This is a genomic window from Mucilaginibacter sp. MD40, from assembly GCF_002288635.1.
Classification (GTDB): Bacteria; Bacteroidota; Bacteroidia; order Sphingobacteriales; family Sphingobacteriaceae; genus Mucilaginibacter.
Genome location: NZ_NRSW01000001.1, coordinates 1,488,112 through 1,509,333 on the forward strand (window position 1 = coordinate 1,488,112; position 21,222 = coordinate 1,509,333).

The window sequence follows — 21,222 nt, forward strand, 5'->3', positions numbered from 1 at the left end:
CCCGACGCTATTCATTCAAATATCAACTACATTTGTTAGCCATGAATTAGAGGCTTTGGCCTGGTTCAAATCTTAAAATAAATGCTCAATACAATACCCGAAGCCATTGAGGCCATAAAAGCAGGTAAAACCATTATAGTGGTTGATGACGAGGACCGCGAAAACGAAGGTGATTTCTTAACAGCGGCCCGCAATGCCACTCCCGAGACCATTAACTTTATGGTTAAATACGGCCGTGGCCTGGTTTGCGCGCCAATTACCGTTGAGCGCGCCCGTCAGTTAGAACTTGAGCCCATGGTAAGCCATAATACCACCTCGCACGAAACCAACTTTACGGTATCGGTTGATCTGCTGGGCCATGGCTGTACTACCGGCATCTCAGCTTCGGATCGTTCTAAAACCACAATGGCCCTAATTGACCCGACTACGAAACCTACTGATTTAGGCAGGCCCGGCCACATCTTCCCGCTTATAGCTAAGGATGGTGGCGTTCTGCGTCGGTCTGGCCATACCGAAGCAGCGGTAGACCTTTCTGTTTTAGCTGGTTTTGAACCTGCGGGTGTTATCTGCGAAATTATGCGTGAAGATGGCGAAATGGCCCGCCTGCCCGAACTGCTGTTAATGGCTAAAGAATTTGATCTCAAGATAGTTTCTATAAAAGACCTTATCGCTTACCGCCTTAATACCGAATCATTGGTGCGGAAAGAGGTTTCTGTAAAGATGCCAACCGAATGGGGCGATTTTGATATGGTTGCCTACACCCAATTGGATACCGGTGAGAACCACCTTGCGCTCATTAAAGGTGAGTGGGAGCCCGGCGAAGCGGTAATGGTACGTGTACACAGCTCATGCGTAACCGGCGATATTTTCGGCTCATGCCGTTGCGATTGCGGCCCGCAGCTACATAAGGCTATGGAGATGATCAGCAAAGAGGGTAAAGGCGTAATTGTTTACATGAACCAGGAAGGCCGTGGCATAGGCCTGGTAAATAAATTAAAAGCTTATCATTTACAGGAAAACGGCTTAGATACCGTTGAAGCGAATATTAAACTGGGCTTTAAAATGGACCAGCGCGACTACGGCGTTGGGGCGCAAATACTACGAAACCTGGGCATCTCCAAAATGCGCCTGCTTACCAATAATCCTAAAAAGCGTGCAGGGCTAATTGGCTATGGCCTTGAAGTAATAGAAAACATACCTATTGAGATTGCCGCCAATCCGCATAATGAAGCCTACCTGCGCACCAAACGCGATAAAATGGATCACGCTATTATGCGCGAACATTAATCGTTATCGTTATTGTCGTTGTTATCTTCGGCTGGTTTTGTTGGTACGGGGTTAGTTACGTTAGGCTTTTGTACCGGTGCCGGTGATACCGGAGCCCTGTTTCTACGGCTTTGCCTAAAGATGTTACGGAAAAACTCACCAAACGTGTCAAAATCCCGCTGGTAAATTAAGCCTATACCATTTACATACTGCGGTAGTAGCTGGTCGTTTAGTGTATTCAGTGTGGTAGTATTTAATGCCCTATAAGAGTATTTAGCGCGCAGGTTCCCATCCTTACGAATAAGGTATTGTATCTCAAAGTCTTTAGTAAGCGTCCTGAAATCAGTATTCAGCAGGCTTTGGCGGGTGTTAAAAAGGTCGCTTGTACCGGTAGTTGAGTATAAGTTACCGTTTATTACCAGCCTGTCATTCCAAAACCTTAACGATGCGCTGGCATCATTGAGCGACCGTATATTTAAGTCAAAGTATTTGATGTTTGACTGTGATATAAAGCTGTTCAATTTATTGAACGCAAATTCACTTACCGCTTCGCCGGCGGTACCTAACACCTGGTTGGTTAAATTAGTGCCCGTGCCCGATGCAAAGCTCCGCCTTACAATGATACTCAGCGCTTGCTGGCTGCGGTTGTTGTTATCGGCCAGGTAAGTGTTCAGGTCATCATTGATAGCAGGGTCAACAGGGAAGGTGAAGTTAAAATCGATATTAGGTTGCAGGAGCGATTTGGTTAATATCAGTTCGGCCTGTACCAATACCTGTTTTGATCCGTAAGGCGATTGCAGACCCGCTGCCGTATAAAGCGGCGCTATATTAGTACGCACTTCATAGATAGCCTTCAGGTTAATTTCGGCGTTATTCGGGTTGCCTGTCCAATGTATGGTACCACCCTGGTTTACGGTAAAGTTTTTACTGATAAAGTCCTTAGCGGTAAACTCAAATTTACCCGAAGTAATGAGGAAATCACCAAACATCTCAAAATCGCCCAGGCTGTTGATGTTAAGTTTAAGGTTACGCGCCTGTCCCGATCCTTCCAGCACACCATAATCAGTACTGATGCGTACAATGGTTGATTCATTGACCGTAAGATCGAAATTAAGGGTTACGCCATTGAAAGGATTCTTCTTTTCAACAACTTTCTGCAGCGTGTCATTATGGTTAACATACCTGATAAAGTCATATTCGCTGGCAGTGGCAGAGGTATTCAATGGAATATTGAAAACCGTTCCATCCTGCGTACTGGCCGTGATATCAATTTTCATGTTATCAATAGGCCCCGCAAATTTAAATGTACCGGTTCCGTATGCTGTTCCGTAATACAGGTGGTTGTCTTTAAAGGTGGTGTTTAATGCTTGCAGATTAGTGGCTTTAATGGTGACATCAAGTGTCGGGTTTGACAGGTTATTTAGGTCTACCTTGCCGTTCACTTCTCCCTTGCCGCCTTTTACGTCTTTTAACACCATGCCGTCAATGGTAATAATGCTATTATTTACCGTCAGCTTATCATTAATGGTGTAAGGAGTTTTAAGGTAATTTACCGTTAGCCCGGTATTATTAAGTGTTATATCTCCGTTAAGCTGCGGTTTAGACGGCACTCCCGTCATTTTAACGTTTGCCGATATGGACCCTTTTACATCAGAAACCAGATTTTTTATAAAAGGCTCAAAAATAATGGCTTCGGTATGGTCCATTTTAATATCAAAGTCGAGCTGGTCGTCTTCGCCCTTTTGGCCAATGAGGTAAGCGCCATCAACGTTCATGGTTTCCATACCACGATTGGTAATGTTAAGCTTCACATTGGCGCGGCTGTTCTCATTATCCAAAACGGATTGCAGCTTTACATCACCTACCAGTGTTTTGTTCATGGTAAGCGAGTCTATCCCCAGCTTAGCATCTACCCCCGGTTGTTTGGTAAGCGAATTAAGAATAACATCTCCGTTTAACGCGCCCTTAAGCAACACCCCGGATGGTTTGGTAAGTTGGTTAAGGGTGGCCATGCTAAATTCATCAAAAGTGACCTTGAGTTTATCGGCAGGGTTATCAGATATAAACCCATTTATCAATACCTTTTGCTTTCCGTTTGATAACTCAAAATTTTGTACCTGCGTTTTTCCATCGAGCAGGCGTATACGTACCTGTTCCTGTATCTTCCAGTTCTCGTGCTCGAGTATAACATCTGATGGTAGCAGCTTAAGTTTAGCCGTGGTGTCGCGTCCAAACTCAACCAGGCCATAAAGGTCAAGCTGGTTAATGGCCGATTTATCCGATAACTTCACGTTGAAGTTAAGACTGTCCTTCTTCAGGAAGTTGGTTATCGTGATATTTTTGATATATAAGCTATCAGTAAGATCTATCCGGTTGAGCGATAAGTTGAGCCCAAGGAAATCATCCGTCGTACTTTCATCAATAATGAAGTCATGGAAAACTATCTTACCCAATTTGATGGTTTTTATGTAACCGTTGAGTGTGGCCGTTTTATCATTAGAATTAAACTTGCCTACAAATGTGCCCTGGTCCGGAATCTGCAGGGTAGGCATAAACATAGCGGTAACCGGTTCAATATTCTTGAGCGTAAGGTTAAAATCAAAGTTCTGCGGCTTTGGTGGCGTTATGTCTGTCTTTAAAGATGGAATGTATTTTTTAGCGATGGTTTTATAGTAGGAGGGTAGGGTAGCCAGGTCATAGCTTCCTTTAATACTACCGTCGGCAATGTCTGAACGGAGCGATATTATCCTGTCGGCGCCTTTACCACTTGCGGATAGGTTTACGGTATCTACCACATAACTCTTGCGTGGGTCGTCCAACCGGATTTTAGTTAACAGTATGCTGCCATCCAGGTTGTCGAGGTTGTTGCCCGAGAAATCGGTATTGATGTCAGTAGTGAAGGTAATGGTATCTTTCAGTAGCTTCAACTGCTGCAAATGTGCATTGGTAATATTGCCTGCTATATTATAAACAGGCAGCTTGGGTTTAAGGTCAACACTGCCATTGAGGTTAAGCTTTATATTATGGTCATTTATACTCAGCTTTCCGTTAGCTTTTCTGTTTACAAAGCTGCCGCTTGATACCAGGTTATTATACGTATACCCTTTAAATTGCAGATATGCTATACGTGCATCACCACGAACATTAAGATTTTTAAGTTCATCGCCCCGACCGCTCACATTTCCGGAGAAAGAGGTGCGCCCAAGCGATTGCTCATTAATCAGCTCACCGAGATTAAAGTTGCTGGCTACAATTTTGCCGCTGTAACTCGGCATGCCGGCCTTATTTATTTTCAGGTTAATATCCGGGTCAAAACGGCCCAGTTTAGTTTTGAAGGTGCCGAACGCCACAAAATCATTTTGTAAGCCGGTAAACCTGCCGGTAAAATTAACATTGCCAAACTTGCCCACAACATCCGGTACTTTGGCGTTCGGTTTACCTGTAAAATGGCTGTACAGGTAATCCATATCCTTTTTATTGGTAGCAATCTGGTCAAAACGCAGCTGTAAAAAGGTATTGTCCCAGTCAGGTAAGCCGGTTAAGTGGAAATCACCTTGAATAAAAGTAGATTGTGCCGCGGTAACCGTAAGGCCGGTAGCGCGCAGGTTGTTTACCAGGCCGCGTACCCGGCCATCAACGCCCAGTTCAAAGCTGGTTCCGGTTTTGCTGAGCGCATCGGTAAAGTAGGCGATATCTTTTGATGACAAGTGCGAGGAGCGAAACTCGGCATCCATATTTACTTTGTTCTCAAAATCGTCCAGGTCGCTAAAGGTTTTAAACCGCATCCTGAAATAGTTTTTCAGCGTGGAGTTACCAGTTAAAATATTCAGGTTCTGGAGTAATATCTGGTTAGTATCAACTGTGGCGTTGGTGTTAAAGTTTTTTACGAAGAAACCGCTTTTTTCTTTAAGCGTGAGCCCCGTAACTCTTGCCTTAAAAAGGTGGTTACGCAAATCCATGTTGCGCACTATGGTAGAAAAGTGGTTAACATCAATGTCATTAAAGTTAACGCCCTTTACAAACTCAGTACGTAAATTATTTTTATACCTGAAGTGGAAGTTGTTTATTGTAATTTTTTCAAAATTGAGTGTCCAGGGTTTGCTCTTGGTTTTTGTAGTATCTCCGGAATTAAAGTAATCAATAACAAACTGCAGGTTGGTGGTGCTGTCCTTTAATTTTTTTAAGTAGAACGAGCCATTATCAAGCTGGATGGTCTTAAAGTCAAGACGTTTCTGTTTAATGCTGTTGAATATAGAAAAACCGGTAAGCTCAACAGCAAGTTTGGGCGTACTAAGCAAGGTATCGCGCTGTTTATCCAGAATATACAAGCCCTCAAGCACTACCGACGAGAAGGGTTTGATATAAAGGCTTTTTACATCAACCGTGGTGTTAAGCTCTTTTGAAAGATATTTGGTAGCCTTTTTTGCCGCCCAGGTTTGTACAGGCTTATATTGAAAAAGCATTAACACTATGCTAACCAGCAATAGGATGATGAGCACGATGCTTAACGCTATTTTAAGTACTTTTTTAATAACTTTGCAATTAGATAGAATACAAAAAAGTAAAATTCAAAAACACCGTAAGTGTTTTAATTTTTGAATTTATTTATAACTCTGCTCAAAAGCCGGCGGCCAATTATTTTTTGACTTTCAACTTTTGACTTTATACTTTACAAAACGTGCCTGCAATTTTAGCTATAGAATCATCATGCGACGAAACCTCAGCTGCTGTTTGTGTTGATGGTGCAATATTAAGCAATGTTATTGCTAATCAAACCATTCACGAAGCTTATGGCGGCGTTGTTCCCGAACTGGCCTCAAGGGTTCATCAGCAGAACATTGTGCCGGCCGTGCAGCAAGCATTATTTAACGCAAAAGTAAGTAAAAATGATATTGATGCGGTAGCTTTTACACGCGGGCCCGGCCTTTTAGGTTCATTATTGGTTGGGGTATCTTTTGCTAAGGCTTTTGCGCTGGCCAGGCAGATACCGCTTATTGAGGTGAACCATATGCAGGCACACATACTGGCGCATTTTATTGCTGAAAAAAAACCGGCTTTTCCTTTTATATGCTTAACTGTATCTGGCGGGCATACACAAATAGTACTGGTTAAAGATTATTTTGATATGGAGATAGTTGGCCAGACACTTGATGACGCGGCCGGCGAAGCTATGGACAAGACGAGCAAGATACTTGGCCTGCCATATCCGGGCGGCCCGCTCATTGATAAAAATGCCCGTAATGGTAACCCCGATGCCTACCAGTTCCCTGAGCCGCAGATACCAGGTTTCGATTTTAGTTTTAGCGGCCTTAAAACCTCCATCCTGTATTTTATAAGGGATAACGTAGCTGCTAACCCCAATTTTATACAGGAGCATATGAATGATATTTGCGCTTCTGTAGAGAAACGTATTGCAACTATATTGCTCAATAAATTGAAGCGTGCTGCACAGCAGTACGGCATTAAGCATGTAGCGCTTGCAGGAGGGGTATCTGCCAATACCGGTTTACGTAACCTGTTACAGCAAATGGGTGATCAAAATGGCTGGGAGGTTTTTATACCTAAGTTTGAGTACTGTACGGATAATGCCGCTATGATAGCCATAGCTGGTTACCATAAATATTTAAAAGGTGAATTTATTGGTCAGGATGTAGCTCCTTTAGCCAGGATGCCATTTTGAAGTAGTATAAAGGCTGGGAACCACAAATTTTTGAAGATCATTATGGTCTATTGACCATTGACTATTAACTAATATATGAACGCTCCTTCTTTAATTTTCTGGATCATATTTGTAGTACCATTAGTAGCCTTTTTAATTTGGCTGATGCGTCAGGATAAGCGCAAGGGCAAAACCGGCTTGATGGTATTAATTATTACCGTAGTACTTTGCATAGCTTATATGTACTGGAAAACCGGCGGCAAATAAAAAGCCTCCCTGTAAAGAGAGGCCTCATCTATTAAGAACTAAAAGTAATGGCTTGTAAACGGTTTGACAAGCTCACCATGACGGTATTATTGTGTCAGCCTGAGCATGTGTCGAAGGCCTGCGCATGCGATGATAGTTCGACAGGCTCACCATAACGCAAAAAATGACGCTTATTCTTCAACCATGGTATCGCCGGTAACGGTAGCTTTAATTTTTGCTTCCAGTTCTTCGGCAAGTTCGGGGTTATCCATTATCAGCTGTTTTACAGCGTCGCGGCCCTGGCCAAGGCGGGTATCGCCATAGCTAAACCACGAACCTGCTTTTTTGATGATGTTGTACTCCACGCCCAGGTCAATAATTTCACCTGCTTTAGAAATACCCTCGCCAAACATAATATCAAACTCGGCCACACGGAATGGAGGAGCTACTTTGTTTTTAACGATCTTTACTTTAACACGGTTACCTGATACTTCATCCGTATCTTTAATTTGCGATATACGACGAACATCTAAACGGACTGACGCGTAAAACTTTAAGGCGTTACCACCGGTGGTTGTTTCAGGGTTACCAAACATTACACCTATCTTATCACGCAACTGGTTAATAAAGATACAGCAGCATCCGGTTTTGCTGATGGTACCGGTAAGCTTACGTAATGCCTGTGACATGAGGCGTGCATGCAAGCCCATTTTAGAGTCACCCATTTCTCCTTCTATCTCTGCCTTAGGTACAAGGGCGGCAACCGAGTCAATAACTAAAATATCAATAGCGCCCGAGCGGATCAGGTTATCAGCAATTTCCAGTGCCTGCTCGCCATTGTCTGGCTGTGAGATCAGCAGGTTCTCTACATCAACACCTAATTTTTTAGCGTAAAAACGGTCAAAAGCATGCTCTGCGTCTATAAAAGCGGCAATACCACCTTTTTTCTGTGATTCTGCTATAGCATGAATGGCCAGGGTAGTTTTACCAGATGATTCAGGTCCGTATATTTCAATGATACGGCCTTTAGGCAAGCCATTAACACCTAATGCTATATCAAGGCCTAATGAACCGGTTGAGATGGTTTCAGTTTGTTCAACTACCGATTCTCCCAGCTTCATGATGGTGCCTTTGCCATATGATTTTTCCAGCTTATCTAATGTAAGCTGTAGTGCTTTCAATTTATCTGTATTGCTCATCTTAAATTAATGTGAAACAAATATAATAAAGTTTTTATAAATGCTAAATTTTTTAGTAAAATATTTTTAGTAACACATGTGTCACTGCGAGCAATAACGTGGCAACCTAACAAGTAAGTCCTATAAGATTGCCGCGTCGGCTACGCCTCCTCGCTATGACACCAATTTTAATACTTCAGGTAAACTTACCCAACCGTCCTTAATCCATCAATTATTGTTATCAACACTACGCTTCTTCAATTCTTTGCTGATGTTGTTTAGCGCGCGTTTCTTTTTAGCAGCTTCTGCTTTCTTGATACGATCGTTCTCGGCTTTCAGTAAGGCTTTTTCGGTGTTATGCTGTTGGTAGTATTTGCAAAACCACGTAAGGGGGCATATTTCACATTTAGGTGTTCGTGCAACGCATATGTATCGGCCATGCAATATCAGCCAATGGTGCGCAACAGATAAAGTATTTTGCGGCAGGTTCTCCACCAGTTGTTTTTCAACCGCTAATGGGGTGGTGGCCCTGTTAGTTAAGCCAATCCGGTTAGCTACCCTAAAAACGTGCGTATCAACGGCAATAGCAGGCGCATCAAATACTACTGAGGTAATTACATTGGCTGTTTTGCGGCCAACTCCCGGCAATTGCTGCAGTTCATCCATGCCCGAAGGTACTTCGCCATTAAACTTTTCTACCAACATCTTGCCAAGCCCGGCCAGGTGTTTGGCCTTATTATTCGGATAACTTACACTGCGGATATAATGAAATATTTCATCGGCATCAGACGCAGCCAGGGCAAAGGCATCAGGGAAGCGTTCAAATAAGGCCGGTGTTATCTGGTTAATGCGCTTATCGGTGCACTGTGCGGATAATACTACGGCAACAAGTAATTGATAAGGGTTATTGTAGTGCAGTTCGGTAACGGCATTAGGTTGATTTTTAGAGAAATATTCTACAAAGTGCTTGTAGCGTTCTTTTTTGAGCATTTGGTTAGCGGTTCATTAATGATGATAGAACACTTGCAAAAATCTTCAATTACAGGGAGAAGGGCAATAGATAGGAGAGATTTTAATTGCATAGAAGCCTCTCCCCAAACCCTCTCCAAAGGAGAAGGGCTTTTTAAAAGTTATTGCAAAAGTCTTCCCTTAAGGGGGAGACTTAGAGGGGGCTAAATAGAAAGGTTCATAGCTCAAAACCGGGTAATGCTACCACTGAGATTTGAACCATGAACCAGTAACGTGTTTGCGTACTAATTAACGCAGGCTTTTTGAATAATCCAGAATACGATGAATTGTTTGCGGTTTCGGCTCTTTCTTCAAAAGATCGAGCTCCGCCCGGATAGAGTGATAAAAAATCACATCATCCGCTTCTAAATTTTCATGTAAATCAGATTCTTTCACCTGTGCTTTATTTGTGAACGCATTAAATGTTGATGTAAAGGTTTCACCCATAAGCTGTTTGTTTGTAATTATAAAGTTAACGATAGTTTTTGATGAATATTTTAGAAAGATGAAAATTAAATGAAATTTTTTCAGGTTCAGTTTTCGCCTCTGCAGCAGTCATCAAAACTAACATCCATTAAACTAAAAAGCCCCGGATATATTATACATCCGGGGCTTTTATTTGTAAATAATTTTAGTTTAACGAAAAGTGAGCAACTAACCGTTAATGGTTTAATTTTTCAAACTCAGTTCTTTGTTCTGCATCATTTTACGCAGGTTATTTAAGGCGTAGCGCATACGGCCAAGAGCGGTGTTGATGCTTACATCAGTAACGTCAGCAATTTCTTTAAAGCTCATGTCGCCAAAGTGGCGCATAATTAAAACCTCTTTTTGCTCTGCGGGTAAAAGTTGTATAAGCGCTTTAAGGTCTTTGTGTGTTTGCTCGCGCACCATGCGGTCTTCGGCGCTTTCGTCGTAGTGGCCAAGTACTTCGAAGATGTCAAAGTCGTCACCGCCACTAACCATTGGGGCGCGCTTCTCGCGGCGAAAATGGTCTATCACCAGGTTATGCCCAATACGGGTAACCCACGGCAAAAACTTACCTTCCTCGTTATACTTTCCGGCTTTTAGGGTATTTATTACCTTAATAAACGTATCCTGGAAAATATCTTCGGCAAGGGCCTCGTCTTTAACCAATAAATAAATAGAAGTGTAAATTCTGGTTTGATAGCGTCTTATTAATTCAACAAGCCCAGCTTCTTCACCTGCAATATAGAGATGGATTAGATCCTGATCACTTTTCAATTGAAAATCCATAGAAAGCTACTTATAAACTAAATTAAAATTTTTGTCGTTATTAAAAGTAGAGTTCTATCTATAGCGTTTTCGTTTTAGGGTGAAATATCTTATCCTCAAATGTAATCAACTTAAAAAATAAAAACAAATATTTTTTAGCAGGGAGAGTTATGTTTCGCCAAATGTTGTTTGCTTGCCAATAATTAAGCCTTACAATAACTACTTAATTATCATATTCAAAAACTGAAACCTATTTGCAAAAGGCTAAAAATTTTAGGATTTTTGCAGTTCAAAAGTTCAGGGTTATAAGAACATGGTTTAATGTACAAACCCAACGTTTAGACTATTTGTTATACCTGTGGTTTAACCGGATTAAAAATAATCTGCTACCCATCTATGAACAATGAACTATATACCAAAACAATGATCAAAGAAGCAGATAAAGATCCGCAGAAACATATTATTATAAAGGGCGCAAGAGTACACAATCTCAAGAACCTGGATGTAGCCATACCCAAAAATAAACTGGTGGTAGTTACCGGTATGTCAGGGTCTGGCAAATCCTCGTTGGCGTTTGATACGCTTTACGCCGAGGGGCAGCGCCGTTATGTGGAGAGCTTATCATCATACGCCCGCCAGTTTTTGGGCCGTATGAATAAGCCTGATGTGGACTATATTAAAGGTATAGCACCAGCTATTGCCATTGAGCAAAAGGTTATTACCAGTAACCCGCGCTCAACCGTGGGGACTTCAACAGAAATATACGATTACCTGAAACTGCTTTTTTCAAGGATTGGAAAAACCATTTCCCCTGTTTCGGGCGGAGTGGTTAAAAAGGATACCGTCACCGATGTAGTGAATTTTATTTCGGCTCTGCCGGATGAAACGCAGGTAACTATTTTGTGCCCACTGCATCCGCATAACAACCGCAGCCTTAAAGAAGAATTAGCCGTGCTGATGCAAAAAGGTTTTGTGCGCGTGGAATTAGACGGACAGTTAGCCCGTATTGAAAGCTTGCTGGAAGATGAAAGCATTGCTGCCGATACAGAGGTTAAAGACAAGAAAAAGAAGAAAGCAGGAGCCGACCATGAACAGTCTGACGGTTATGATGAGCATGTGCGCATTGTGATTGACCGTGTGACCAAAAACATGGAAGATGAAACCATTAGTCGCCTGGCAGATTCTGTGCAGACAGCTTTTTTTGAAGGAAAAGGTGATTGTTACGTACGATATAAAGAACCTGAAGCTGAAAATGAAACGGAACATTTTTTCTGCGACCGCTTTGAGCTGGATGGGATGCGCTTTGAGGAGCCTACGCCAAATTTCTTTAGCTTTAACAACCCATATGGTGCTTGTAAACGTTGCGAAGGTTACGGAAAGGTGATAGGCATAGATGAAGACCTTGTTATTCCTGATAAGAGCAAAACCGTTTACGAAGGAGCGATTGCCCCCTGGCGCGGCGAAAAAATGCGGGAGTGGAATGATGTTTTGGTGAAGAACGCCATTAAGTTTGATTTTCCTATCCATCGCCAGTATAATCAGCTTACCGAAGATCAGCAACGCTTGTTATGGACAGGTAACCAATACTTTCGTGGGTTAGATGCTTTCTTCAAAGAAATGGAGGAGCAGACCTATAAGATACAATACAGGGTGCTGCTTTCGCGCTATCGCGGTAAAACTACCTGCCCTGATTGTAAAGGTAGTAGGTTACGTAAGGACGCTTCGTATGTAAAAATAGAAGGCATGTCTATCACCGACGTGGTGTTAATGCCGTTGGACAGGGCCCTTGAGTTTTTTGGCGGACTAAATTTAAGTGAGAACGACGAAAAGATAGGCAAGCGCCTATTGATGGAGATAACCAGCCGCCTGCGTTTTTTAAATGATGTAGGGTTAAGTTATCTGACGTTGAACCGCTTATCTAACACGCTTTCGGGCGGCGAATCGCAGCGTATTAACCTGGCAACTTCATTGGGAAGCAGCCTGGTGGGCTCGGTTTATGTATTGGATGAGCCAAGTATAGGCCTGCACCCGCGCGATACTGAAAGGCTGATCTCCGTTTTACGTTCACTGCGCGATGTGGGTAATACCGTGTTAGTGGTAGAGCACGAAGAAGAGATCATGAAAGCTGCCGACCACATTATTGATATTGGTCCGGAGGCCGGCACACATGGCGGTAATCTTATTTTTACCGGCACTTATGACCAGATCATTACGGACGACGATAGCCTCACCGGTAAATACCTGAGCGGTAGAGAAGAAATCGCTATCCCTAAAACCCGCCGTAAATGGCATGATTATATTGAGATAAAAGGAGCGCGTGAGAACAACTTAAAACATGCTTCTGCTAAGTTCCCGTTAGGGGTGCTTACGGTGGTTACCGGCGTATCAGGCTCTGGCAAAACCAGTTTGGTAAAACGTATTTTGGCACCTGCACTGCAAAAAACTTTAGGCAATTATACCGGCGACCAAAGCGGCGCCTTTGATAGCATAGAGGGCGACTACAATAAAATTGAACAGGTAGAGCTGGTAGACCAAAACCCCATTGGTCGCTCATCACGCTCAAACCCGGTTACTTATGTGAAAGCGTGGGACGAGATACGTAACCTTTATGCCGCACAACCGGCTTCTAAAGCAGGCGGGTTAAAGCCCTCTGCATTCTCCTTTAACGTTGAAGGTGGCCGTTGTGATGTTTGCCAGGGCGAGGGAGAGGTGAAGATAGAGATGCAATTTATGGCAGATATCTTCCTTACCTGCGAGGCCTGCGGCGGTAAGCGCTTTAAACAGCACATTCTGGATATTACTTATAATGATAAGAATGTATCGGAAGTGCTGGACATGACCATTGATGAAGCGGTTGAGTTCTTTGCCAAAGAGCCAAAGATACTTGCTAAGATAAAACCTCTGGTTGATGTTGGTTTGGGTTATGTGCAGTTAGGGCAATCGTCCAACACACTATCAGGCGGTGAGGCACAGCGTATCAAACTGGCAAGCTTCCTGGTGAAGGGTAACAACACGCATAAAACCATGTTCATTTTTGATGAACCAACTACCGGGCTGCACTTTGCCGATATCAAAAAGCTCCTTAAATCATTCGATGCGCTGATAGAGAACGGTAACACTATCCTGGTGATTGAGCACAACATGGACGTAATTAAATGTGCCGATTGGGTTATAGACATAGGCCCCGAAGGTGGAGAACGCGGCGGTAACGTAGTTTTCGAGGGTGCACCTGAAGACCTGATCAAAAAGGCAGATAGTTACACCGGGCAGTTTTTGAAAGAGCGATTCGAGTAACCTAATAACCTCTTTGAGGCAAGTAATAAAGGCGATGAGTTATCATCGCCTTTATTGTTGCTGCTATTTCTTTGAATACGGAAACGGTAATCTCATTCTGATCTCGCTGTCCTCGCCGGCTTTATTGGTGAATTTGGCTTCTTTAAGTACGCGCACAGCTTCTTCATCGCAGCCGTAGCCCAGGCCTTTTACAACGGTAATGTCTTTGGTACCGCCGGAGCCGGTTACTGTAAGCTGCACGGTCACAAAGCCGTTTACATTGGCGGCTTTGGCTTGCTCGGGGTAAACAAGCTTACTGAAAATAGCTTCATTGCCACCTATGGGTTCAATAGCCGGTAGTTCTTCCTCGGTTACTTTGTAGTAAAGGCCCGGCGGGTTTGGGTTAGCGGTGCTGCTTACGGGTTTATAATCTATTCCCCATTTTTTAAGATAAGATTGTAACGGAGGCAAACCTGCTTTTTTGCGCCTGTCGTTCACAAAAGCTTCATCGCCGATAGGAAATATTTGAAACAAGCCTTTTTTTGATTCATGTAATTGGGTGCCATAAACCTGTGGCTGGTTCTGCGCTATCCGCACGCGATCAACCATTAGTGGTATCAATGATGGCGAAAGCTCTCCCTTATCGGCTGCCTCAATAATTACAGGCAGGTATTTTTTCTGCGCTTCCAGATCATTATGCTGTATCACATTAAAAGCAACGTCGCTTAACTCGGCACCCACCAGCGTTTTGCCGGGATAACCATAATCGGTTATGATGCGTTCTATTTTGGCCAGGTTAGCCACATCAGCCGCCGACTGCCTTGCCATTAACGCTTTGTCCTCTGCCGAACCGGTGCCATGCTTTTTAGCTTCTGCAATAGCCGCTACGCGATACTGCTGATCGGCTTTACCAATGGCGGCTATGTCTCCCAGCAGTTTTTTGTTGGTTTGAGCAAAAAGGGTTGAAGTGGAAAGGCTAAGAATGATAAGGGCTTTAAGGGGTTTCATGGGTGTTTTGGGTAATTGATAGCTAAGTTAGTAAAATGTCAAGTATTGCTATGCCCTTTCCAGCGCAAAAGTCATCATGGTTCTACCCGCTTTTGCCTAAAGCTTTTTTGCTGACAGGAGAGGAAAAGAAGAGTACAGACGGAACGCCACCAACAAATGCGACATAGTGTAACGTGCGGATAGCACAGGCATTGCTTAAGCACAACCCAATGTAGCGCGTTACCAAGTCGCGACTTTTCTTTGGTAACTTTCTTTTGAGAGAAAAGAAAGTTACTTCCACTGACGATTCAATGCCTACTGCCATTCCTAACGAAGAACCGATTCTGGAGATTTGCCTTGGAGGTATTTCGTTTTTTAACACAAAAAAAGCCTCTCCAAACGGAAAGGCTTTTTGAATTTTTAATTTTGACTTTTTAATTTATTAAGAAGCCATTTGCCTGCGGATGATGTTTAACGCGCCACCTGCTTTAAACCACTCAATTTGCTGTGCATTGTAAGTATGGTTTACTGCAAAGCTTTCTGTTGAGCCATCTGCGTGGTGCAGAACAACGGTAAGTTGTTTGCCGGGTGCAAATTCGGTTAAGCCGGTGATATCGATGATATCATCTTCCTGTATTTTATCGTAATCGTTGCTATCGGCAAAGGTAATAGCCAGCATACCTTGTTTTTTAAGGTTGGTTTCGTGTATACGGGCAAATGATTTTACCAGTATGGCACGCACACCTAAGTGGCGTGGTTCCATCGCGGCATGCTCGCGTGATGAGCCTTCGCCGTAGTTCTCGTCGCCAACTACAACAGTACCTATGCCGGCGGCTTTGTAATCGCGCTGAGTAGCAGGTACCGGGCCGTATTCGCCGGTTAACTGGTTTTTAACGCTATCCGCATTGTTGTTAAAGTAGTTGATGGCACCAATTAACATGTTGTTTGAAATGTTATCCAGGTGACCACGGAACTTTAACCACGGGCCTGCCATAGAGATATGGTCGGTAGTACATTTACCTTTTGCTTTTATCAGCAGTTTCAGGCCGGTAAGGTCAGTGCCTTCCCATGCGTTAAACGGCTCCAGTAATTGCAGGCGCGCCGATGTAGGGCTAACAATAACCTGCACGTGGCTGCCATCTTCGGCTGGTGCCTGGTAACCGGCATCTTCAACCGCGTAACCGCGTACTGGCATTTCAATACCTTGCGGCTCGTCCAGTTTCACCTGTTCGCCATTTTTGTTGGTTAAAGTATCAGTAAGCGGGTTAAAGGTCAAGTCGCCTGCAATAGCAAATGCAGTAACAATCTCCGGTGAAGCCACGAAAGCGTGAGTATTAGGGTTACCATCCTGGCGTTTAGCGAAGTTACGGTTAAACGAAGTGATGATAGAGTTTTTACGTGTAGGATCATCGGTATGGCGCGCCCACTGGCCAATACATGGGCCGCAAGCGTTAGCTAACACCACACCGCCCATTTGAGCGAAGGTGTTGAGGTAACCATCGCGCTCAACCGTATAACGTACCTGCTCGGAGCCGGGGGTGATCGTAAATTCGGCTTTTGTAGCCAGGCCTTTGTCAATAGCCTGTTGTGCAATAGATGCAGAACGGGTAATGTCTTCGTAAGACGAGTTGGTACATGAACCAATCAAACCAACCTCAAGAGTTGCAGGCCAGTTGTTCTCTTTAACGGCTTGCGCGAATTTAGAGATAGGCCATGCCAAATCCGGAGTGAACGGACCGTTTACATGTGGCTCAAGCTCGCTCAGGTTAATTTCAATCACCTGGTCAAAATATTGCTCAGGGTTAGCGTAAACCGCATCATCGCCGGTTAAGTGCTCGGCAATAGCATCTGCCATATCGGCAATGTCACCGCGTTTAGTGCCGCGCAGGTAATCAGCCGCTTTTTCATCGTAACCGAAAATAGAGGTGGTAGCGCCAATTTCGGCACCCATGTTACAGATAGTAGCTTTACCCGTGGCCGACATTGAACGTGCGCCTTCGCCAAAGTACTCCACTATGAAACCGGTACCACCTTTTACGGTAAGTATACCGGCAACACGCAGAATAACGTCCTTGGCAGATGTCCAACCAGATAGCTTACCGGTTAATTTAACACCTAATAGCTTAGGGAATTTTAGCTCCCAAGGCAAACCTGCCATTACGTCGCAGGCGTCAGCACCACCAACACCAATAGCCACCATACCCAAACCACCTGCGTTAGGTGTGTGTGAGTCGGTACCGATCATCATACCACCAGGGAACGCATAGTTCTCTAACACTACCTGGTGAATAATACCAGCACCGGCTTTCCAGAAACCGATACCGTATTTATCTGATACGGATGAAAGAAAATCATAAACTTCGCGGTTGGTATCAACAGCGGTATTTAAGTCGGCAACGGCGCCTACTTTTGCTTGTATCAAGTGGTCGCAATGTACTGTTGAAGGTACGGCAACCTGCGGGCGGCCGGCCTGCATAAATTGCAACAGGGCCATTTGAGCGGTAGCATCCTGCATGGCAACGCGGTCCGGTGCAAAGTCCACATAGTCGTTACCACGCTCAAAAGCTTTTGAAGCATCACCTTCAGAAAGGTGAGCATATAATATTTTCTCTGTTAAAGTAAGAGGTTTACCGGTCGCTTTGCGGGCAGCATCCACACGGGTACTGTAGCGATCATAAACCTTTTTGATCATGTCTATATCAAAGGCCATAATAAATTGATCTTTATGAGGTAAAAGAATGTTGTAACCCGTTCTGGGCCAACAGCCGCGAATTTACAAATTATAACAGTTAATACCGCCCGGGGCTTTAGGCAATTGTTATTTGGACATGTTCTAAATAAGCCTTCATCAAAAAATAAGAAACAATTAAAACCCTGGTAATTGCCGCTTGTTGATATTGCGATGTCAATCACCATACGCCAACCCCAACTGTCAGAATATCCTTCGCTTGCTGACCTTTGGGAAGCATCCGTAAGGCAATCACATGATTTTCTGACTGATGATGATATTGCCTTCTACCGGCCTTTATTGGTCACTTACATGCCCATAATGGAAGTTTATTGTACCGAAGATGAAAACGGTATAACAGGCTTTATAGGCATTAGCGAGGGGATGATTCAGGCGCTTTTTATAGATCCAGGGGCTGTAGGCAAAGGATATGGTAAGCGCTTAATGGAGTTTGCAATTATTGATAAGCAACTAAGCCGGGTGGATGTTAACGAACAGAACATCAATGCAAGAGGGTTTTATGAACGCTTAGGCTTTAGAGTAGTAGGCCGAAGTGAAACAGACGGAGCCGGTAAGCCCTACCCGATATTGAACATGGAATTGAATTACGAGCTATCCGGTTATCCCCGGCCGGAGACGAATAATATATAACTTATTGCTTTATCCACCAGGCATAGAACGCTGCAAATGCTTTACGCCATTGCGCTTCATTATGCCTGGAATCTTTCACTATTAAAGGATCAGGCACATGTTTCCTGTCAAAACCTTTTGATAGCAGCAGGCTGTCCATCCGTGCTACGTATTCTGTTTCGTTGCCTTCCTGATCGCCGCAGGCTAAAAAGAAACGGTTTTTGGTATTGAGTTTTTCGGATGCTACTAATTCATACATTTTGGGCGCTATCCAGAACGAAGGGGAAAATACCCCTGCGGTACCAAATATCTGCGGATATTTTATGGCTGCGTACATAGATATCAAGCCACCCATTGAGCTGCCGGCAATTACGGTGTGTTTAGCGTCTTTAAGTGTACGGTATGCGCTGTCGATATGCGGCTTAAGGGTGTTTACAATGAAATCCGTATAGGCAACACCCTCTTGTTTGCCGTAATTGCTATCCCAGGCATTATATTCCATAATACGGTTTTTCCCGTTATTAATGCCCACGATTATTGCCTGTTTATTGGGTGGATAGGTCTTGAGTAAAGAATCGATATACCAGCTAAATGCAGGGTTTTTTGTACCACTGAAAAGGTTTTGGCCATCGTGTATGTAAATTACAGGATATGCCCGTTTGGAAGCAGTATAGCCCGCAGGTAGATATATGCGGATGGTTCGTTCGCGGTTAAGTTGTGGAATGTGGATATTTTCAGTTATAATTCTGGCCGTATCTTGCGCAAACGATGGGGCATAAGCCAGAGAAGTTAACAAGACGATGAAGTATAAAATAGATCTTGGCATATAGTTAATATAGGTATTTATCGTCCCCTATAAAGCTTTAAAGGTAAATCCAAGCCCGGTAAAATGCTCTAATACCAAAGGCAGCGCATACTCCATTTTATGGAAAGCCTTTATACTATCATGGAAAAGCACAATGGAGCCGTCGCCTGCGTTTTTGGTCACATTGTTCAGGGCTTCTTCCCGCTTAAGGCTCATGTCAAAGTCGCCGCTAAGCACATCCCACATAATTATCTGTATATCCGGCCGGGCCTGCTGCAGTAATTTTACCTGCGAACGTTTAATTCGGCCGTAAGGAGGGCGAAATAAGGGCGTATCTAACAACTCGTTAGCCTTGAGGTAATTTTGCAGGTAAACCTGGTCATCCGTGTTCCAGCCGCGCAGGTGGTTATAGGTATGGTTGCCAATGGTATGTCCGGCCTGTTTTACTTCTTCAAATATATCCGGGTGTTTACGTACATTATCGCCTATGCAAAAAAACGTAGCCCTGGCATCGTACTTTTTTAAAATATTTAGAACAAAAGGTGTAACAATGGGTATAGGGCCGTCGTCAAAAGTCAAAAAAATAGAACGGTTACCCGGTTCGGCATTCCAGATGAGTTGCGGATAAAGTTTTTTAAGCCACCACGGGGTCTTAACCAGGTACATGATTAAAATAAGGAGTTAATGCTTAGTTGTTTTTATTACCCTACTGTATAGGCAAGGTAATATAAGTTACTTACAATTGTACATATTTAATATGAAACTAAACTTACCGGTCACAAAAGTAACTATTGCCTGCCTCATATCACTAATGGGTTTAAGCATGCGCGTTAAGGCCCAGGAAGTGGTTACCCTGCAACGTGCCATTGATCTTGCGCTGGAGCGCAACCTTACCATTAAGCAGGCGCAATTCAGCGAGGCTTTATCTGAGGAGAATCTTAAACAATCCAAATATAACCTGCTGCCTAATTTAACTGCAGGTCCCCAGGCTTCTTTGAACTTTGGCCGTAATATCGACCCTTCAACCAACCAGTTCATTAACCAGCGTATTTCTGCGTTAAGCGGCAATATGTCCTCACAAGTTACCCTTTTTCAGGGCGGGCAGTTACGCAACCAGATCATCGAAAACAGGTTATTGCTTAATGCCGACCGCAGCTACACCGCAAAGATCAAAAATGATCTGGTCCTTAACGTTGTAACTCAATATTTGCTGGTGTTAACCAATCAGGATTTGGTTACCGCTGCAAAGCAGCAAATAGATGTAGCCAAAATTACGGTTGACCGTGCGCAGAAAAACTTCGATGTAGGTAACCAAACACTTGCTGATCTGGCACAGGCCAAGGCCCAGCAATCAACCGCCGAACTCAACTATACCACTGCCGAAAACCAGCTGGAGTTATCCATCCTTACACTAAAGCAGTATATGGAAATGCCGCCGGCTACCAATATTGTTTTTGAGAAGCCGGATATTAGTAAATTTAAAAACCTGTCTACCGTGTTTAACCCGGAGGATGTGTTAAAAACAGCCCTGGCCGTAAACCCGGATGTAAGCCTGGCCGAAGCAAGGCAGAAAGCCGCCGCGCAGGATATTAAAGTGGCACGCGGCAATTACTACCCCAGCATTGTACTGTTTGGCCAGTTGGGTACCAATTATTCAGACGCGCGCAAGCTGGTTTCAGGCGTTACGCCCAGTGGCCGTATGGATACTGTGGGTTTTGTAGGTGGTAACATGGCTACCCCGGTTACGGTGCCGGGCTTTAATCCCGTTTATTCCAATTATCCGTTTTTCAGGCAAATAGGCGATAACTTTAATCAATCGGTAGGTATTAGCTTACAGATACCCATTTTTAACCGCTTTAGTGCCCGTACATCAGTGCGCAAAGCCAAAATCACTAATGAGAATGCTTTGGTAACCGCTCAATTGGCGCGTAATAACCTAAGCAAGATCATCTATCAGGCGGTATGGGACGTACAGGCCGCTAATAAAAAATACCAAAGTTCGCTGCAAACGTATACGGCCAATAAAGAGGCGTTTAATGTAATACAGCAGCGCTATAATGTGGGGCTTGTTAACTCGCTTGATTATAATACCTCACTTACTAACTTAAACAAATCGCAGTTTGATCTCATCCAGGCACAGTATGAACTGGTTTTCAGGAGCAAGGTCATCGATTATTATCTCGGAAACCCTATAACACTGTAAATAAAA

At 43.7% G+C, this 21,222-nt stretch carries 15 protein-coding genes; 6 read left to right on the top strand and 9 right to left on the bottom strand.

Annotation, left to right across the window (positions count from 1 at the left end; genetic code table 11):
- The first annotated feature begins 81 nt into the window (after positions 1-81).
- Entirely contained in the window at positions 82-1,287 is a 1,206-nt protein-coding gene (locus tag CKK33_RS06630; RefSeq protein ID WP_095703354.1) for a bifunctional 3,4-dihydroxy-2-butanone-4-phosphate synthase/GTP cyclohydrolase II, read from the top strand.
- Here the strand turns inward: CKK33_RS06630 and CKK33_RS06635 are convergent.
- Complete coding sequence (locus tag CKK33_RS06635; protein ID WP_143822914.1) at positions 1,284-5,765, bottom strand: translocation/assembly module TamB domain-containing protein; 4,482 nt, start codon at positions 5,763-5,765, stop codon at positions 1,284-1,286. The two genes, CKK33_RS06630 and CKK33_RS06635, sit on opposite strands and share 4 nt — an antisense overlap.
- Positions 5,766-5,944: 179 nt before the next feature.
- On the opposite strand from CKK33_RS06635, the gene tsaD reads away from it, so the two are divergent.
- Positions 5,945-6,946 carry a tRNA (adenosine(37)-N6)-threonylcarbamoyltransferase complex transferase subunit TsaD gene (tsaD, locus tag CKK33_RS06640; RefSeq protein ID WP_095703356.1) on the top strand — a complete coding sequence of 334 codons (1,002 nt, stop codon included), beginning with the start codon at positions 5,945-5,947 and terminating at the stop codon, positions 6,944-6,946.
- 75 nt (positions 6,947-7,021) lie between these two features.
- Positions 7,022-7,192, top strand: a complete 171-nt coding sequence (locus CKK33_RS19470; RefSeq protein WP_158223403.1) for a hypothetical protein — start codon at positions 7,022-7,024, stop codon at positions 7,190-7,192.
- Between the two features lie 170 nt (positions 7,193-7,362).
- Here the strand turns inward: CKK33_RS19470 and recA are convergent, their stop codons facing one another.
- The 4 genes from recA to CKK33_RS06660 form a co-directional block, all read right to left on the bottom strand.
- The gene (gene recA, locus CKK33_RS06645; protein ID WP_095703357.1) at positions 7,363-8,370 is read right to left on the bottom strand and encodes a recombinase RecA; all 1,008 of its coding nucleotides are present in this window, start codon (positions 8,368-8,370) and stop codon (positions 7,363-7,365) included.
- Positions 8,371-8,577: 207 nt separating this feature from the next.
- A complete protein-coding gene (nth, locus tag CKK33_RS06650; protein WP_095703358.1) occupies positions 8,578-9,339 on the bottom strand; it encodes an endonuclease III in 762 nt (253 codons plus the stop codon).
- Between the two features lie 267 nt (positions 9,340-9,606).
- Positions 9,607-9,804, bottom strand: a complete 198-nt coding sequence (locus CKK33_RS06655) for a hypothetical protein (protein WP_095703359.1) — start codon at positions 9,802-9,804, stop codon at positions 9,607-9,609.
- Positions 9,805-10,026: 222 nt separating this feature from the next.
- Positions 10,027-10,611, bottom strand: coding sequence for an RNA polymerase sigma factor (locus CKK33_RS06660; RefSeq protein WP_095703360.1), 585 nt, complete (start codon positions 10,609-10,611; stop codon positions 10,027-10,029).
- A gap of 402 nt (positions 10,612-11,013) precedes the next feature.
- Between CKK33_RS06660 and uvrA the strand changes: the two genes are divergently transcribed.
- A complete protein-coding gene (gene uvrA, locus CKK33_RS06665) occupies positions 11,014-13,884 on the top strand; it encodes an excinuclease ABC subunit UvrA (RefSeq protein ID WP_198952449.1) in 2,871 nt (956 codons plus the stop codon).
- Between the two features lie 63 nt (positions 13,885-13,947).
- On the opposite strand, the gene CKK33_RS06670 is transcribed toward uvrA, so the two are convergent.
- Positions 13,948-14,871 (bottom strand): energy transducer TonB, encoded by a 924-nt coding sequence (locus tag CKK33_RS06670; protein ID WP_095703361.1) that lies wholly within the window; start codon positions 14,869-14,871, stop codon positions 13,948-13,950.
- A gap of 421 nt (positions 14,872-15,292) precedes the next feature.
- Positions 15,293-17,560 carry an aconitate hydratase gene (locus tag CKK33_RS06675; RefSeq protein WP_095703362.1) on the bottom strand — a complete coding sequence of 756 codons (2,268 nt, stop codon included), beginning with the start codon at positions 17,558-17,560 and terminating at the stop codon, positions 15,293-15,295.
- Between the two features lie 192 nt (positions 17,561-17,752).
- On the opposite strand from CKK33_RS06675, the gene CKK33_RS06680 reads away from it, so the two are divergent.
- Positions 17,753-18,229: a GNAT family N-acetyltransferase gene (locus CKK33_RS06680; protein ID WP_095703363.1), complete on the top strand. Its 477-nt coding sequence runs from the start codon at positions 17,753-17,755 to the stop codon at positions 18,227-18,229.
- 1 nt (position 18,230) lies between these two features.
- Here CKK33_RS06680 and CKK33_RS06685 read toward each other — a convergent pair whose 3' ends face one another.
- Positions 18,231-19,034: an alpha/beta hydrolase gene (locus CKK33_RS06685; protein ID WP_095703364.1), complete on the bottom strand. Its 804-nt coding sequence runs from the start codon at positions 19,032-19,034 to the stop codon at positions 18,231-18,233.
- A gap of 27 nt (positions 19,035-19,061) precedes the next feature.
- Complete coding sequence (locus tag CKK33_RS06690) at positions 19,062-19,679, bottom strand: polysaccharide deacetylase family protein (protein WP_095703365.1); 618 nt, start codon at positions 19,677-19,679, stop codon at positions 19,062-19,064.
- Positions 19,680-19,770: 91 nt separating this feature from the next.
- On the opposite strand from CKK33_RS06690, the gene CKK33_RS06695 reads away from it, so the two are divergent.
- Positions 19,771-21,216: a TolC family protein gene (locus CKK33_RS06695; RefSeq protein ID WP_095703366.1), complete on the top strand. Its 1,446-nt coding sequence runs from the start codon at positions 19,771-19,773 to the stop codon at positions 21,214-21,216.
- Positions 21,217-21,222 lie beyond the last annotated feature (6 nt).